This is a genomic window from Pseudomonas sp. UYEF17, from assembly GCF_040546125.1.
In the GTDB taxonomy this organism is placed as follows: domain Bacteria; phylum Pseudomonadota; class Gammaproteobacteria; order Pseudomonadales; family Pseudomonadaceae; genus Aquipseudomonas; species Aquipseudomonas putida_Z.
The window spans coordinates 40,891-56,529 of record NZ_JBEPNE010000009.1 but is presented as its reverse complement, the minus strand read 5'-3'; the positions used below and the strand labels follow the sequence as shown (position 1 = coordinate 56,529).

Sequence of the window (15,639 nt, the reverse complement as noted above, 5' to 3'; positions counted from 1 at the left end):
CGCTTTTATTCGGGGGTGGCTGGGAGTGCTCGCGAACAGTATTCGTTGATCGACTGCCGTGAACGCCCTGGCCACCAGGTACTGCGATGTAAAAAAGGCCAGCGAGACGTCGCTCTCGCGCCCCGCTGGCAGAGGTAAAGCCGTTACCGTGCTATCAGACGCTGATGCACAGGTATTTGATTTCGAGGTAGTCCTCGATACCGTACTTGGAACCTTCGCGGCCCAGGCCCGAAGCCTTGATGCCACCGAACGGTGCCACTTCGTTGGAGATCAGGCCGGTGTTGATACCTACCATGCCGTATTCCAGGGCTTCGGCAACACGGAACACACGGCTCATGTCGCGGGCGTAGAAGTACGAGGCCAGGCCGAACTCGGTGTCGTTGGACATGGCGATGACTTCGGCCTCGTCCTTGAAGCGGAACAGCGGCGCCAGCGGGCCGAAGGTCTCTTCCTTGGCGACGGCAGCGGTCTTCGGTACGTCGACCAGAATGGTCGGCTCGAAGAAGTTGCCTTCGATGATCTTGCCACCGGACAGTACCTTGGCGCCTTTGCCAACGGCGTCTTCGATATGTTCCTGGACCTTGGCGACAGCCTTGCCGTCGATCAGCGGGCCAGTGGTGGTGCCTTCTTCCAGGCCGTTACCGATCTTCAGCTTGGCAACAGCGGCGGCCAGCTTCTGGGCGAACGCGTCGTAGACGCCGTCCTGCACGTAGATACGGTTGGCGCAGACGCAGGTCTGGCCGTTGTTGCGGTACTTGGAGATGATCGCGCCCTCGACCGCCTTGTCCAGGTCGGCGTCGTCGAACACGATGAACGGGGCGTTGCCACCCAGCTCCAGGGAAACCTTCTTGATGTCCTTGGCGCATTCTTCCATCAGCTGGCGACCGATTTCGGTCGAGCCGGTGAAGGACAGCTTGCGGACCAGGGAGTTGCCGGTCAGTTCACCGCCAACTTCGCCAGCGCTGCCGGTAACCACGCTCAGCACGCCAGCCGGGATGCCGGCACGGTGGGCCAGCTCGACCAGGGCCAGGGCGGAGTACGGGGTCTGCGAGGCAGGCTTGAGCACCATGGTGCAGCCAGCGGCCAGGGCCGGGCCGGCTTTACGGGTGATCATGGCGGCCGGGAAGTTCCACGGGGTGATGGCCGCGGTAACGCCGATTGGCTGCTTGATGACGATCAGGCGCTTGTCTGGCTGGTGGCCCGGGATGGTGTCACCGTAGACGCGCTTGGCTTCTTCGGCGAACCACTCGATGAACGAGGCAGCGTAGGCGATTTCGCCCTTGGCTTCGGCCAGCGGCTTGCCTTGTTCGGTGGTCATCAGGCGAGCCAGGTCGTCCTGGTTCTCGATCATCAGTTCGAACCAGCGACGCAGCTTGGCCGAACGCTCCTTGGCGGTCAGGGCACGCCAAGCCGGCAGGGCCTTGTCGGCGGCTTCGATGGCGCGGCGGGTTTCCGCGGTGCCCATCTTCGGCACGGTACCGATGACTTCACCAGTGGCCGGGTTGGTGACCTTGATGGTCTGGCCGTTGTCCGCATCCAGCCACTCACCATTGATGTAGGCTTGCTGGCGGAACAACTGAGCGTCTTTGAGCTGCATGTCGGCTTCCCGAATTGTTGATTGTTGAAAAGCGCCCAAGGCAGGGCATCGAGCGTTTGAAATCTCAAACGAATGCTAAGCGGCTGCTGGGGTGTTGGACAATAGGCTGTTCGAAAAAAAGAACGAATGGTTGAACACCCTGGCGGAAATTTCATCATTTGCATAATGGCAACGGGCCTCTTCGCGGGCACGCCCGCTCCCACAGGTACCCCACCGGTTTCGAACTCGGTGCAGTACCTGTGGGAGCGGGCGTGCCCGCGAAGAGGCCAGTACAGGTTAGACGAACGAGCTGAAGAAATGTGATGGGAGGACCGACGGCCCTCCCGGAAGGGATGGGTCAGAAGGCCTTGGCCAGGTCGATCACCAGGGCCCGGTAACCCACGCTGCCCGGCTGCCGGCTGTGCACCTTCAGCTCCACCAGCACCTCCTGAGTCCCGCGCCGCACCTCGTTGAGCACGGTGGTGGTCAGTTTCTCCGGGGTCAGGAAGTTCACCGACGCCGAGTAGATGAACTGGGTGTCGGTCTCCGGCCGGTAGGCCACCACCGAGGTCACCGGGCTGTACCACTCGTCACCGCGCTCCTTGCCATATTCCCACACCTGTTCGACCGTGCCCTTGGCCTCGTCGATGCGGTACTCCACCGCCCGGCTGTAGTTGCCGGTCAGTCTGGTCGGCGCAAAGTCGCGGCCCCAGCCGTTGTCGAACACGGTCAGTGTGCCTTTGCCGGTCAGCCAGGCGGTGTGCTGGGTCCAGGACCAGTCGAAGCCTTCGCTCGCCACCGGCTTCAGCACTTTCTCGCGCAGACGCTCAGGCCAGCCTTGGGGCGAGGCGAGAATCCACTTCACCTGCTTGTCGCGGCCGATCTTCACCACGCCCTGGTGCCGTGCTGAAACGATGATGCTGTCGTCATCGGCGTCGTAGTCGATGGCATTGACGTGCGCCCAGTTACGCCCGGTGCCCACCCCCGGGGTGTCACCAAAGGGCAGGTCACCCTCGGCCAGTTCGTTGGCCAGCCGCTCGTCCTGTTTCTGCACCCCGGCCGGCAACTGGATGGCTGCCTTGCCCAGGGTTTCCAGCAGGTCGCCACGGTACGGGTCGAGGATCTGGTTGAGGTCCCAGAAGTCCAGCACATCACCGGCCTCGTCGACCTCGATGATGTGGTCGCGGATCGAGCGCACGCGCTTGCCGTCGGGCCGGCGATAGTCACTGGTGCCCACCCGCAGCAGGTAGGTGCCATTGGCGGTCTCACGGATTTCATGGGAGAAGTCGGCGAACTTGTCGGGCAGGCTGCGCTGCCAGATGCGCCGGCCCAGCAGGTCGTACTTGGAGTAGGTCTGGCCCTGGCCCCAGATCAGCTTGCCGTCACGGGTCTGCTGGAAGCCCATGGTTCCGCCCAGGCCATCGCGGCGGTTGGAGTCGTGGATCTGCTCGATGTCCAGGTACCAGCGCACATCGCCATTGCTGTCGGCGATCCAGTTGTTGCCCACCTGGTCCCATTCCGCCGCGCCGCCCAGGGCATTCCACTTGAAGGCGCGCCCGCCCGGGATGTCCCCCTGCAGATGGTTGAACAGGTACAGGCGCTTTTCAAAACCTGGCGCTACCTTGACCGGCTGCACCTCAGGCAAGGCAGCGGTCTGCCTGGCCACCACCGGCAGACGCACGGCCGGGGCGTAGATCTGGTACTGCTCGCGGATGCGCTCGCCGTCGAGCTTGTAGGTCACTTCCACCTGGTTGACGTGATCCGGGTACAGGCCGAATACCGGGATGCCGCCATAGGTCCACAACGAACGGTCGGACACCTCGTAGGCGATGTCCACACCGCGCTCGCCCCGCCCCAGCACGCGCACGTGCGCGGCACTCAGGCTGCGCCCACCATCGCGAATGATCGCGGTCAGCGGCGCCAGGCGATACGGGTTGACCACCACGTCGCCGAGCAGCGCCTCGTCACGTTCGGGAACCTTGGCGGTCAGGCAGGCGCCTTCAGGCAATGCAGGGGTTTCGGTCTTGGCATTCATGGCATAGCTCCTTGTGCTCAGAAGTCGTAACGGGCGGTGGCGCCGAAAGTGCGCGGGGTACCGAGCACGCCGGCATAGCCACCGTTGGCGGAGTTCCACAGGCTGGTGAAGTAGGTCTTGTCACCGGCGTTCTTCACCCACAGCGACAGGTCGACCACGCCGTCGCCCTGGTCCAGGCGCACACCGGCGGAAAGGTTGACCAGCGCGTAGCTGGGGATCTGGCCGAAATCGGAGTCGTCGATGGTGCCCACCGCCTTGGAGCGGAAGGCGTAGCTGGCGGTGACGTAGGGTTCGATGTGCTCGCTGGCCTGCCACTTGTACTGGGTGTTGAGGTTGGCGATGTACTTGGAGGCGCCGACCACCTGGTGGCCGGACAAATCGCAGGTGGCAGTGGCATTGGCCAGGCTCACTTCCGGCGGGCATGGGGCGTCTTTGTACTCGGTGTAGCGCACGTCGTTCCACGAGCCGTTGAAGTTGACCGTGAGGCCGCGCAGCGGCAGCGCCGTGGCTTCGAACTCCAGGCCACGCGAGCGCACGCGGCCGGCGTTGGCCAGGTACTGCACGCGGTTGATCTGGTCGTAGACGTTGGCCTGGTAGCCATGCACTTCGGCCCAGAACAGGTTGGTATTGAGCTGCAGGCGGTCGTCGAACAGCGAGCTTTTCAAGCCGAGTTCGGCGTTGTTGACCCGCTCGGTGCCGACCAGCAGCGAATCGGTGCCCAGCCGTGGCGCAGCGCCAACGGTAAGGTTGATGCCGCCAGACTTCTCGCCGTGGGTCAGGGTGGCGTAGCCCAGCAATTGCTCGTTGAAGCGGTAGCTCAGGCCCAGCAGGCCAGAGGGGCTGAAGCTGTACTGGTTGAGGTCGCCTGAATCGTAGGCGCCTACCCGGCCCTGGCGTGCTGCTGCGGCGGCCCCGGTTACTGCCGCACCGCCGGTTGGTGCATCGCGGGTCACCCAGGCGCTCTTTTCTTCATAGGTGCCGCGAACGCCGGCGGTGAAGTCCAGGCGGTCGGTGATGTGCCAGGTGCCCTGGGCGAACAGCGCGTAGCTGTCCGTGTCGATGTGCCCATTACCAATGGTGTCGACGTTGGCCAGGGCGCCGGCCGGGGTGAGGTTCCAGATGTCCGCCTGCGGCCCGTAGAAAGTGAAGGATTTGTTGTCCAGGTCCTGCTTGAAGTAGTACGCGCCCAGCACGTAGTCGAAGGCACCACCGGTGGGCGAAGCCAGGCGGATTTCCTGCGAGTACTGCTTGTCGCGCACCGACACCCCGGCGCTGTAGAACACCGGCACGTTGAGGCCGTCGTCGTTGCGCGGAGTGAAGTCCCACCAGCGGTAGGCGGTGATCGAGGTCAGGGTGAAGTCGTTGGGCAGGGTCCAGTTGGCCTCCACCGAGGTGCCGCCCTGGAACACCGTCACCTGCTGGTCGGCGTCGAAGTTGACCTTGCGGTGCTTGCCCGACACCAACGTCGCGCCGGCCTGGGCGGCCAGGCTTTCATAGCGGTTGACGCCATTGATGGTAGGGCCGGTGCTGTACAGGCTGAGGATGCCGTTGTCGGAGTCTTCTTCGTTGTATTCGCCGATCCAGCGCAGGTTGAAGGTTTCGCTCGGTTTGAACAGCAGCTGGGTACGAAAACCTTGGCGCTTGCCGCCGTTGAGGTCGTCGCCGTTGTGGATGTTCTTCACATAGCCGTCGTCTTCGGTGCGATAGGCGCTGATGCGCCCGGCCAGTGTGTCGCTGATCGGCCCCGAGAAGCTGCCTTGGGTTTGCAGGTAGCCGTCTTCACCAATCGACTGCTGGATGCTGCCCTCGCGGTGGAAGGTGGGCTTGCGCGTGGTGATGTTGAGCACACCGGCGGTGGTGTTCTTGCCGAACAGCGTACCTTGCGGGCCGCGCAGCACCTCCAACTGCTCCACGTCCAGCAGGTCGAACACCGCCATGCCGGGGCGGCCGAGGTAGACGTTGTCCAGGTAGATGCCGACGCTGCCTTCCAGGCCATCGCTGGCGGGGTTGTTGCCCAGGCCACGGATCGAAATGCTCGACTGGCGGGCATGAACGTAGGCGACGTTGGTGCTGGGTACCAGTTGCTGCAGGTCCTGCACGCGGTAGATGCGTTGGCTTTCCAGGGTTTCGCTGTCGAGCACGCTGATCGGCGTGGGCACGCTTTGCGCGGTTTCTTCGCGGCGGCGGGCATTGACCGTGACGGTGCCGAGCTTGGCTTCCTGCTCCACCGCCGGGGTGGCAGTGATCGGTTCTTCGGCGAAGCTGGCAGAGGACGCCGCCAGCAGCACGCCGGCAGCCAAGGGTTGCAAGGTGAAACGCGACGCGCGCGCAGGCCAACGGGAAACTCCGGACATGCAAATGCTCCTTGAGGCATGGGCCCTGGCGAGCATTTCCGTTGGCGGAACCGAATCGCGGTCAGTCGGGCTTATATTCTTTTATGTGATATAAATATTTGTAATTCATATTTTGTGGAATAAGTGACTCCCTTTATAAGGGGGCTAACCCTTGTCAGCAATTGCATTCGACCGAAAGTTTCAATGTAAAAAATGCATATCGATCTCCGTCAGCTGCGCCACTACATTGCCCTTGTCGAGCACCGCAGCTTCGTTGCTGCGGCGGCTGCGGTGAACCTGTCGCAATCAGCGTTCAGCCGCAGCATCCAGACCCTCGAGCACAACATCGGCTGCCGCCTGGTGGACCGCGCCAGCAAGGAGCTGGCGCCGACTCGCCAGGGCCTGCTGGTGCTGGAGCATTCGCGGCGGCTGGTGCATGGGGCGCACAACCTGGTCAACGAGATCCATCAGTTCAACGGTGCCACTACCGGCGTGGTACGTTTCGGCTCCGGCCCGGCGCCGGCAGGGGGTTTGGTACCGCGGGCGGTGGCACGCTTCGTCGCCGAATACCCCGCGGCGCGTACCTGCTTCCAGGTGGATAACTGGCAGGCGCTGAACCGCAAGCTGGTTGCCGAGGAGATCGAGTTCTTCGTCGCTGACACCCGCCAGTTCGAGTCCGACCCGGACTACCAGGTGCACAAGCTGACGCCGCAGCGCTGGCATTTCTGCTGCCGCGTCGGGCACCCGTTGACCGAGCGCGAGAGCGTGCGGGCGCGCGACCTGTTCGACTACCCACTGGCTACCACCTTCCGCCCGCCGAACATCCGCAAGATCCTCAGCGACCTCAGCGGGCGGCAGGATTTTCTGCCGACGGTGGAGTGCGAGCATGGCTATGCACTGCTGAATGTGGTGATGCATTCGGACACCATCGGCATTGCCTGCAATGCCAACTTGCGGCCGTATCAGCGTGACGGGGGATTGGTGGCATTGCAGCTGGCCGACCTGACGGTGGAGCAGGAAGAAGCGTTCTATACCCGTTATGGGGTGGTGAGCCGGGTGGGGTATGGGCTATCGCCGTTGGCTCAGGGGCTGGTCAGGCAGTTGATTGCCTGTGATACCGAGTTGTAGCTGGCGGGGGCTTTGCCCCCGTTTCGCGACACAAGGCCGCTCCTACAAGGGTATGCGATCGCCTGTAGGAGCGGCCTTGTGTCGCGAAAGGGCCGCAAAGCGGCCCCGGCGATATCAGCCTTTACGCGTAGTGCGGCTGAGTTGCCCATCCACCCCGACCGGCACCTCACCCGCCAGGGTCACCCGCCGCACCACCCGCGGTTGGGTCCCGTAATCATCCACCGCATAATGCTGCGTCGCGCGGTTATCCCAGATGGCCACGTCCCCCGCCTGCCAGCGCCAGCGAACGGTGTTCTCCAGGCGCGTCACATGCCCTTGCAGCACCGCGAACAGGTGCTGCGAATCCGCCAGCGAATAACCTTTGATGCGCTTCACGAAGTGCCCCAGCTGCAGCACCCGCTCGCCACTGATCGGATGCACGCGCACCACCGGGTGCTCGGTCTCGTACACCGTCGAGGTGAACACTTTGCGATAGCGCTCCAGCTTGGCGGGGTCCACATCGGGCTTCACGCTGGCGTAGTCGTATTCGTTGCTGTGCACCGCCCACAGTTTGTCGGCCAGCTCGCGCAGCGGCTCGGGCAGCTCCTGGTAGGCCGTGGCGGTGTTGGCCCACACGGTGTCGCCACCGGATGCCGGTGCCACCACGCTGCGCAGGATCGAGGCTTTGGGGTAGGCGTCGACGAAGGTCACGTCGGTGTGCCAGGAGTTGGCCCGCTGGCCTTCGGCACCATCGAGCTGCAACAGGTAGCTGGTGCCATCCACCACCGGCACGGTGGGGTGGGCGACCGGCTCACCGAGCAACTTGGCGAAGGCTTCCTGGCTTTGGTCATCCAGATGGGTCTGGCCACGGAAGAAGATCACCTTGTGCTTCACCAGCGCGGCCTGGATGGCGTCGAGGGTGGCGGCATCAAGGTCGGCGGACAATTGCACCCCGCGAATTTCGGCACCGATGCGGCCGGCAACCGGGTGGATGTCGAGTTCGAGGGTTTGTGGCGCGGTGGCCAGGGCGGCGTTGCTCATGGTCGTGTCCTTGCGGTCATTGTCGGGTTATCGGGGTTCAGCGGGCGGCCTGCACGGCCTGCTTCTGTTGCAGGGCGGCATCGAGGAAGCGTGGTTCGATCCAGTCGGCCACCTGGAAGCCACGACGGATCAGGCGCTCCTTGGCGGCCAGGTCCACGCCCTGTTGCAGCTGGCCGACGAATTCGGCGTCCAGCCGTGGATCGAAGTAATGGGCCAGGTCTTCCTTGGCCAGGTCGTCGTTGAGGATGCTGCGCGGCCAGTTGGCATTGCTGGCTACCAGCTCGACATAGGCCTCGCGGTTGTGTTCGTCGCGCAGCCAGGCGCTGGCCTGTTGCTGGGCATTGACCAGGCGCTGCACCAGCTCGGGGTATTTGCGGATGAAATCGCCAGTGCCCAGCAGTACCGCCTGGGTACTGCCGGCACCTTCCAGGTCATGCGAGTTGACCGGTAGCTCTACCAGCCCGCGCTCGCGCAGCGACAGCAGGTTGGACAGGCCCCAGGTGGCGTCGATCTGCTTGGCGGCCAGTGCGGCATTGGCGGCGTTGAAGTCCAGGTTGATCACCTTCAGGTCGCGCTCGCTAAGCCCCTGGCTGGCCAGGGCGCTGGCGAACGACAGCTGGTTGGCGGTGCCACGGAACACCGCCACGCGCTTGCCTTTGAGGTCGTGCAGGGTCTTGATGCCGGAACCGGGCACCACGCCCAGGTAGCTCTTCACCCCACGTACCCCCGCCGACAGCACGCGGGTGTCCAGGCCATTGGCCTTGCCGACGATGGCGGCCAGGTCGCCGAGGTAGGCGAAATCGGCCTGGCCGTTGGCCAACGCTTCGTTCACCACCGGCCCGGCGCCCTTGAAGAAGTGCCAGTCGATGCGAATGTTGTCCTTGGCGAATTCCTTCTCCAGCAGTTGCTGGTCACGCAGCACGTCGACCACGCCACCGGCGCTGGGCTTGCTGCCCGCGCTGAGGTCGGGCACGGCGATGCGGATGCTTGCTGGCTTGGCCGGTTCAGCTGCGTGGGCGCTGAGGGTGAAGGCCAGCCCAAGGGCGGTGATCAGGTGGCGCAGCGGGGTTTTCATGGCAAGGCTCCTTGGCAGGCTGCCACCGGCGATGGCCGGCGCTTTGGCCAGAAGCTAGGCAGGTCTGGTTAGAACCTACAAAGATCAAAACTTCATTCTTCAGTAACTGGAAGGCATAAATCAGGCGGCATGCGGGCCTGCGGCAGGCTTGCGGAAAACGCATGGAAAATATGAGGAAAACGCAACGACAAGGGGCTTCCGTATGCATGAAGCGCATGCTCTTATCTCTTGAAAATCATTTTTTAGAATTTTTAATTCCATAAATGAATAATCTAACAACGCTTCGAGAGATGGCCGATGAATGGAGTTCTGAGCAGGAATCGGAGGTGGCTCCGGGGGCCGCTGCGCGGCCCTATCGCGACACAAGGCCGCTCCTACAAAGGCCTCGCATACCTGGTGCCTGCAGCAATTGCCGTGCTGTGGGTAGTGGCCAGCCGGGAGCACTGGATGAGCGAGCAGATTCTGCCGGCACCAGCATTGGTGTGGCAGAGCGCGGTGGAGTTTGGCTCCGGCGAGCTGTGGGGGCACCTGTGGATAAGCTTGCAGCGGTTGTTCTGGGGGCTGGCGGTCGGCATCGGCAGCGGGTTGCTGCTGGGGGTCTGGCTGGGTGCTTCGCGGCGGGCGCAGACGCTGGTGCTGCCAACCTTCGTGGCGCTGGCACAGATACCTACCCTGGCCTGGATCCCGTTGTTCATGCTGTTCTTCGGGATCGGTGAGCTGCTCAAGCTGGTGGTGCTGGTGAAAGCCGTGGTGGTCCCCGTTACCTTGCACACGCTGGTCGGTGTACGCGATGCCCAGCCCAAGCTGCGAGAGGCCGCTGCGGTGCTGCGCCTGCCTCGCCATCTACTGTTCCTGCGCCTGCTGCTACCGGCTGCCCTGCCCGCCTTCCTCACCGGCGTACGCCTGGCCCTGGCCACCGGCTGGACCTCGCTGCTGGCGGTCGAACTGCTGGCCTCCAGCGAAGGGATTGGCTACCTGATGGTGTGGGGACGGCAGCTGTTCATGCTCGACCTGGTGCTGCTGTGCATCCTGGTGATCGGCCTGGTCGGCGCACTGCTGGAGCGCGGCTTCTCGGCCCTGGAAAAGCGCCTGCTGTACTGGCCGCAAGCGGCCACAGGGGAGCAGCACCGTGGCCCCGTGCCGCGGGGTTGGCAAAGCCTGCTGCTGCCACTGGCACTGTTGGCACTGTGGCAGGCCAGCAGCAGCTTTGGCTGGGTCGACAGCAACATCCTGACCTCGCCACTTGAAGTGTTGCGCACCCTGCTGACCGGCCTGGCCGATGGTTCGCTGCCGCAAGCCTTGCTGCTGAGCCTGCAGCGCGCTTTGGCCGGCTTGCTGCTGGGCGGTAGCGCTGGCCTGCTGGTCGGTTTGCTGTTGGGGCTTTCGGCCAATGCCGAACGTATCTTCGGGCCCAGCCTGTCGGCCTTGCGTCAGGTGGCGCTGTTTGCCTGGGTGCCGCTGCTCACAGCCTGGTTCGGCCTGGGTGAAGGGGCCAAGCAGGTATTCGTCGGCATGGCTGCGTTCTTCCCGTTGCTGATCGCCACCCAGCGCGGTATCGCCAGCCTCTCGCCGCAGCTGGGTGAAGCCGCGCGCACCCTGCGCCTGAACCTGTGCCAGCGCCTGCGCCTGCTGGTGCTGCCCGGCGCAGCCCCGGCCATTTTTGCCGGCCTGCGCCTGTCGCTGATCTACGCCTGGCTGGGCACCATCGGTGCCGAATACTTCATGCCCTCGGACGGTGGCATCGCCAGCCTGATGATCGGCGCCCAGCAACTGTTCCGCATGGACCAGGTAATGGCCGCCATGCTGCTGATCGGCCTGGTCGGCGCCCTGCTCGGCACCCTTGGACAACGCCTCGAATCGCGCGCCACGCGCTGGAGAACCGCATGAACGCCTTCAACACCTCGCACCTGCACGCGGCCAACCAGCCCGACGTCACCCCGCCCCTGGTCAGCTTCGAGGGGGTCGGCAAAGTGTTCAGCGTCGATGGCCAGCCGCTGGAAGCCATCCGCAACTTCAACCTGTCGATCAACCAGGGTGAATTCATCGCCATCGTTGGTGCTTCCGGCTGTGGCAAATCCACCCTGCTGCGCCTGCTGGTAGGGCTGGATACCGACTACAGCGGCAATATCCGTGTGGACGGCCACACTGTCAGCGGCATTGGTAGCGAACGCGGCATCGTGTTTCAGGAACACCGGCTGTTCCCCTGGCTGAGCGTGGAACAGAACATTGCCCTGGGCCTGGTCAACGAACCACTCACCCAGGGTGAGCGCGCGCGGCGGGTACACGAGTTCGTGCAACTGGTGGGGCTGGTCGGCTTCGAGTCGGCCTATCCACACCAGCTGTCCGGCGGCATGGCCCAGCGCGTGGCGATCGCCCGAGGCCTGGTAGCCAGCCCGCGTATCCTGCTGCTCGACGAACCGTTCGGCGCGCTGGATGCGCTGACCCGCCAGCAACTGCAGGACGAGCTGCTGGCCATTCGCGAACGAGCCGGCATTACCACGCTGCTGGTCACCCATGACGCCGAGGAGGCCACCTACCTGGCCGACCGGGTGGTGGTTCTGGAGCCGCGCCCGGGGCGGATCAAGTCGGTAGTGGAGATAGACCTGCCACACCCACGCTTGCGCACCGGCGCAGCCCTGCATGGCCTGCGCGAGAAGGTGCTGCACCAGATCACCGGCGACGGAGGCTACGTGCCCCCGGCACGCCGGGTGGAAGGGCTGCGGCCAGAACTGATCGCCCTCTAGGCCCAGTCCACCGCCGGGAAAAAGCGCTCGACCACAGCGTCGTGCTGAACCAGCTGCCGATAGGCCTGGCGATCGAACAGCAAGCCGGTGCGCATGGCGTAAACCGGCGTGCCGGCCGGCCGCGGCACTTCGCGCAGGCGAATACGCAGGAAGCGATAATGCTCCCCCCTGACCTCGCCTGCCGACTCAATCCGGAAATAGCGGCCGGGCGTGAACAGCACTTCGGCTTCCTGCCAGTTCAGCGACAATGGCGCGACTGGCACCCCGCTTGCCCGGCCATCCGCCAACAGTTCGTACAACACCGTGGTGTCATCGAAATGGCCCGCCACCTGCGCCAGCGGCAAATCGACCGCTTCCTTGGGCAGCATGAACCGGCGCGGGATGTACGGGCTCTCGGTGAAGGAGGTGATATCGGTGCTGACCAGCACGTCCCCCGCCTTGATATCGCCAGCCCGCCAACGGGCCCCAATTGTCACGCGCGGGCCCCGACCGCCGCGCCATAGCACCTTCGCTTCACTGGCTGGCAGTTGTGCCATCGAGTCGAACAAATGGCCGAGGAACGCCCGCAGCTCCTCCTCAGGTATCGCGGCCAGGCGCCTTCTGCCAATACTGAACACATCGTTGACCTTGGCCATGTGGCCGCTGTACTGCTCGATCAGGTTGTTGTGAACCTCGCCTTCCTGCCTGAAGCTGTAATGGCGAACGCCCTCGCGCTCGACATGCGGCGTACCGAATTCATCCATGGGCGCCATGTGCCCCTTGAACGACGGCAGATCGGCCTTGTTCAGCAAGGCCTTGTGCCGCTGGCGCACCGCTCGTGAAAGCAGGTCGCTGGATGTCGCGTCCACGTCGAGGTAGCTGTCCCACTGGCGCGGGGCCGCATTCGGCTGCGCTTCGCCGAACGCCGAAAAAACCATTACCAGCAGGTCACCGATGGCCGCAGCGAAGGCCTCATGCCGTTGTGCCTCGCTCCGGGCATTCACATAGGCTTCGATATCCAGCCCAAGCCCGACGACACCGGCGGTGAACAACAACATACCGACCGGCTCGCTGATGAGAGCAAAGGCGCCCAGCACGACAATCGCCAGGTTCAGCTCGTCACGCCAGTGCTGGCGACGCAGGTCGCCGTTGCTGACCAGCAGACGAAAGCTGGCCTCCAGGTCTTCCCTGATCCAGTCCCGCATCTCGGCAAACAGCGGCTGGCTGACTGGCACGCCCTGGCCAAAGGGCCAGCGCGGTGCACCAGGCACACCGCAGCGCGCGCGCACCGCTTGCAACCGGGCCTTGCGCTCGGCCGGGTCGGTGTGTCCGTGCGGTTTGTGCAGCGTGTCATACCAGGCTTGGGCATCATCCGCCAGCAGGCGCTCGGTCACCCAGGCATGCAGGGCGTGCTCAGTCTTGAACTGGCGCAGCGGGGACGTGGCAGTCGGGGTGTACAACAGCACACGTCCCTGCTTGCCCTTGAAGGTCAGCAAGTGCCCGGCCCCTTCCATCTGATAGGCCTGTACATCGAACCCACTACCGCCACCCGGCTCGGACAACGCAAACAGGCTCACCCGCCGCCCCGGTTCAAGCCCCATCCAGCTCCACAGCCGAGTACGATCATCGACCTCGATCAGGCCATCACCCAGGCTGACTTCGATGTCGGCGATAAAGCGGACCTTGATCAACAGCGGCAGGTCCAGGCCCTCCTTGCGCCAGAAGTCGTCATTTTTTGCGCGCACCTGCGCTGCGAAGTTGAGCGCCCAGAAGTCATCCATGACCTTGCGCGGGTCAAGCTTCACCTCGTTGTGCGCACCGTACTCACTGGCGTCGTCGCCCTGATCGTAGAAGCCACCGTCGGCCCAGGCAGTTTCCTGGTACTGGAAGTACTGGCTGAAACGCTGGATCCACAAATCGGTGAAACGCATGGAATGCACGGGGGGATAGCGGTGCGACCAACCGCTGAAGGTGGCGGCCGGACGCTTGTCACGGGTATTGAAGCTGTGCCACCAGACTTGATCGGGGTCCAGCGCCGAGCCGGTGTGCTGCAACAGGTAGTCGCTTGCCTGCCTGTAGGCCATGGCCTCCAGGTCAGGGAAGGCTGCCCGGTAATGCCGTGCCTTTTCCATCACGATACGCGCATCGGTGAGCCACGCCAGGCTGCGTGCAAAAGGGTCGTCCTGAATCATCTTCACAAAGCTCCGAGGTAGAGGAGCCGTGATTGGACTGCGTGCGGCACCTGGCAAGGCAGCAACCGGGTGCCACCTACGATGCCCTGGAGGGCGTGAAAGCCAGGGGCTGCTGGCAGCCGTAGGAAAAACAGCTACAGATCAAGGCGATGGACGCCACCGGATCAGATGGGTATCATGCGTGCGCGTTGCACTCGTAGCTCAGCTGGATAGAGTACTGCCCTCCGAAGGCAGGGGTCGTGGGTTCGAATCCCGCCGAGTGCGCCATATCCCCCCACAAAGCCCGCCTTGCGCGGGCTTTGTCGTTTCTGCAAGTCAGCACCGGGCTGCTCGCGTTATTTCGTTTGGCGCTTACCAAAGCCGGCTTTAGTCCTGATGGCTTTACCTGGTTGGATCCATCTGCTTAGAATAGTGGCATTATGCCTCATCCTTCAGATGGATCGTCGCAAGGTTAACCATACCCTCCAGGGACTCAGGAATGAAAATGCTGAAACACTGTCTGGCCTTGACCATCGCCGCCACACTCGTGGGTTGCCAGGCGACCGGTGAGCAATACCAATCCGATGTGTTCGATGCCAGCCAGGTAAACACCCAGCAAGAGGCCAAGACCGTGAAAATCATCACGGTCTCGCCGACCAAGATCAAGGTCAGCAACGAGAAGAACCAGAAGGCCGCGATGGTGGTTGGCGGTGTACTGGGCGCACTGGGTGGCGCGGCGCTGGGTGCGGGCCACAACAAGGACACCGCGATCATCGGCGGCGTGGCAGGCGGTGGCGCCGGAGCCCTGGCCGGTTCGCTGGTCAGCGATACCTCGCTGGTGCCTGGCGTGCTGATCGGCTACTCGGAAAACGGCAAGATCTACACCTCCGCCCAGGTTGGCCGCCCGTGCGATTTCGAAGTGGGTGGCATCTCCCTGATGGTCATGACCATCTCCAACGAAACCCGCATCCAGCCAAATGCGACCTGCCCAGATCCGAAAAAGAGCTGAGGCCTGAGCACATGAAACACTTTGTTCTGGGCACCGCCCTCGCACTGTCTGCCGCCACTGCCGCGGCGGGCCAGTTCGATCAGCTTTACCAGATCGAACAGCAGACCAAGCAATCCGAAGCCGCACTGGAAACCGAACGCCTGCGCCAGGCCGCCGCCGCCGAGCAGCGCGCCGAAGCTCGCGAAGCCGCTGCCCGCCAGCAGCGCGCAGCGTCCCAGCGCGCTTCCGCGCAACGTGCCGCCGAGAAACAGCAGGCGCAAGCAGCCGAGCGCAAGCGCGTGCAGACCCGCGAGGAAGCCTACGAGGACGACCTGCGGGCGCTGGAGCTGGAAGAGCGTCGCCTGGCCCTGCAAGCGAAAAAGGCAAAGGTCGCCCGTGCCAATGACTACATCGATGCCGAGCTGCGCGACAGCGCCGCACGCACCGACGTGATCCAGTCCAATGCCGATTCCGCACGCAACGTCACCTCGGGCGCCAAGTCGCTGCTCGAGGATTCCGGCAAGGCAGAAGTGAAACGCGCCGGTAGTCTGTTCGGCGAGTAACCATCCAGGTGCAGTCCCGGCCCGCCG

Annotated in this window: 11 protein-coding genes and 1 tRNA gene; 6 read left to right on the top strand and 6 right to left on the bottom strand. The window is 63.8% G+C overall.

The genetic code is table 11. From position 1 onward, the window contains the following. Positions 1–154: 154 nt before the first annotated feature. The 3 genes from gabD to ABIB24_RS15540 all read right to left on the bottom strand — a co-directional run bounded on the left by gabD (position 155) and on the right by ABIB24_RS15540 (position 5,965). On the bottom strand, positions 155–1,597 hold the full coding sequence (gene gabD / locus ABIB24_RS15550; protein WP_015268576.1) for an NADP-dependent succinate-semialdehyde dehydrogenase: 1,443 nt from the start codon (positions 1,595–1,597) through the stop codon (positions 155–157). A gap of 337 nt (positions 1,598–1,934) precedes the next feature. Then, positions 1,935–3,611, bottom strand: coding sequence for an aryl-sulfate sulfotransferase (locus ABIB24_RS15545; RefSeq protein ID WP_085618370.1), 1,677 nt, complete (start codon positions 3,609–3,611; stop codon positions 1,935–1,937). 17 nt (positions 3,612–3,628) lie between these two features. Further along, entirely contained in the window at positions 3,629–5,965 is a 2,337-nt protein-coding gene (locus tag ABIB24_RS15540; protein WP_354316839.1) for a TonB-dependent receptor, read from the bottom strand. Between the two features lie 192 nt (positions 5,966–6,157). On the opposite strand from ABIB24_RS15540, the gene ABIB24_RS15535 reads away from it, so the two are divergent. Then, positions 6,158–7,072 (top strand): LysR family transcriptional regulator, encoded by a 915-nt coding sequence (locus ABIB24_RS15535; RefSeq protein WP_075044302.1) that lies wholly within the window; start codon positions 6,158–6,160, stop codon positions 7,070–7,072. Between the two features lie 114 nt (positions 7,073–7,186). Here ABIB24_RS15535 and ABIB24_RS15530 read toward each other — a convergent pair whose 3' ends face one another. After that, positions 7,187–8,092 (bottom strand): TauD/TfdA dioxygenase family protein, encoded by a 906-nt coding sequence (locus ABIB24_RS15530; protein ID WP_025337303.1) that lies wholly within the window; start codon positions 8,090–8,092, stop codon positions 7,187–7,189. 37 nt (positions 8,093–8,129) lie between these two features. After that, positions 8,130–9,167 carry an ABC transporter substrate-binding protein gene (locus tag ABIB24_RS15525; RefSeq protein WP_025337302.1) on the bottom strand — a complete coding sequence of 346 codons (1,038 nt, stop codon included), beginning with the start codon at positions 9,165–9,167 and terminating at the stop codon, positions 8,130–8,132. A 297-nt stretch (positions 9,168–9,464) separates the two neighbouring features. On the opposite strand from ABIB24_RS15525, the gene ABIB24_RS15520 reads away from it, so the two are divergent. Together ABIB24_RS15520 and ABIB24_RS15515 are read left to right on the top strand one after the other, a co-directional pair. After that, positions 9,465–11,054, top strand: coding sequence for an ABC transporter permease (locus ABIB24_RS15520; RefSeq protein ID WP_249352803.1), 1,590 nt, complete (start codon positions 9,465–9,467; stop codon positions 11,052–11,054). Further along, a complete protein-coding gene (locus tag ABIB24_RS15515) occupies positions 11,051–11,911 on the top strand; it encodes an ABC transporter ATP-binding protein (protein WP_137162757.1) in 861 nt (286 codons plus the stop codon). The genes ABIB24_RS15520 and ABIB24_RS15515 overlap by 4 nt, the downstream gene beginning before the upstream one ends. Here ABIB24_RS15515 and ABIB24_RS15510 read toward each other — a convergent pair. Continuing rightward, positions 11,908–14,082, bottom strand: coding sequence for a dermonecrotic toxin domain-containing protein (locus ABIB24_RS15510; protein ID WP_137162756.1), 2,175 nt, complete (start codon positions 14,080–14,082; stop codon positions 11,908–11,910). The two genes, ABIB24_RS15515 and ABIB24_RS15510, sit on opposite strands and share 4 nt — an antisense overlap. Before the next feature lie 190 nt (positions 14,083–14,272). Here ABIB24_RS15510 and ABIB24_RS15505 point away from each other — a divergent pair. The 3 genes from ABIB24_RS15505 (at position 14,273) to ABIB24_RS15495 (ending at position 15,612) form a co-directional block, all read left to right on the top strand. Further along, positions 14,273–14,349 (top strand) — tRNA-Arg (locus tag ABIB24_RS15505). A 217-nt stretch (positions 14,350–14,566) separates the two neighbouring features. Beyond that, positions 14,567–15,070, top strand: coding sequence for a hypothetical protein (locus ABIB24_RS15500; protein ID WP_087501888.1), 504 nt, complete (start codon positions 14,567–14,569; stop codon positions 15,068–15,070). A gap of 11 nt (positions 15,071–15,081) precedes the next feature. Next, positions 15,082–15,612, top strand: a complete 531-nt coding sequence (locus tag ABIB24_RS15495; RefSeq protein WP_137162755.1) for a DUF5384 family protein — start codon at positions 15,082–15,084, stop codon at positions 15,610–15,612. Positions 15,613–15,639: the final 27 nt, after the last annotated feature.

Coding starts and splice junctions, on each gene's coding strand:
- gabD (WP_015268576.1), bottom strand. CDS start 1,597: ATGCAGCTCAAAGACGCTCAGTTGTTCCGCCAGCAAGCCTACATCAAT.
- ABIB24_RS15545 (WP_085618370.1), bottom strand. CDS start 3,611: ATGAATGCCAAGACCGAAACCCCTGCATTGCCTGAAGGCGCCTGCCTG.
- ABIB24_RS15510 (WP_137162756.1), bottom strand. CDS start 14,082: ATGATTCAGGACGACCCTTTTGCACGCAGCCTGGCGTGGCTCACCGAT.
- ABIB24_RS15540 (WP_354316839.1), bottom strand. CDS start 5,965: ATGTCCGGAGTTTCCCGTTGGCCTGCGCGCGCGTCGCGTTTCACCTTG.
- ABIB24_RS15530 (WP_025337303.1), bottom strand. CDS start 8,092: ATGAGCAACGCCGCCCTGGCCACCGCGCCACAAACCCTCGAACTCGAC.
- ABIB24_RS15515 (WP_137162757.1), top strand. CDS start 11,051: ATGAACGCCTTCAACACCTCGCACCTGCACGCGGCCAACCAGCCCGAC.
- ABIB24_RS15500 (WP_087501888.1), top strand. CDS start 14,567: ATGCTGAAACACTGTCTGGCCTTGACCATCGCCGCCACACTCGTGGGT.
- ABIB24_RS15520 (WP_249352803.1), top strand. CDS start 9,465: ATGAATGGAGTTCTGAGCAGGAATCGGAGGTGGCTCCGGGGGCCGCTG.
- ABIB24_RS15525 (WP_025337302.1), bottom strand. CDS start 9,167: ATGAAAACCCCGCTGCGCCACCTGATCACCGCCCTTGGGCTGGCCTTC.
- ABIB24_RS15535 (WP_075044302.1), top strand. CDS start 6,158: ATGCATATCGATCTCCGTCAGCTGCGCCACTACATTGCCCTTGTCGAG.
- ABIB24_RS15495 (WP_137162755.1), top strand. CDS start 15,082: ATGAAACACTTTGTTCTGGGCACCGCCCTCGCACTGTCTGCCGCCACT.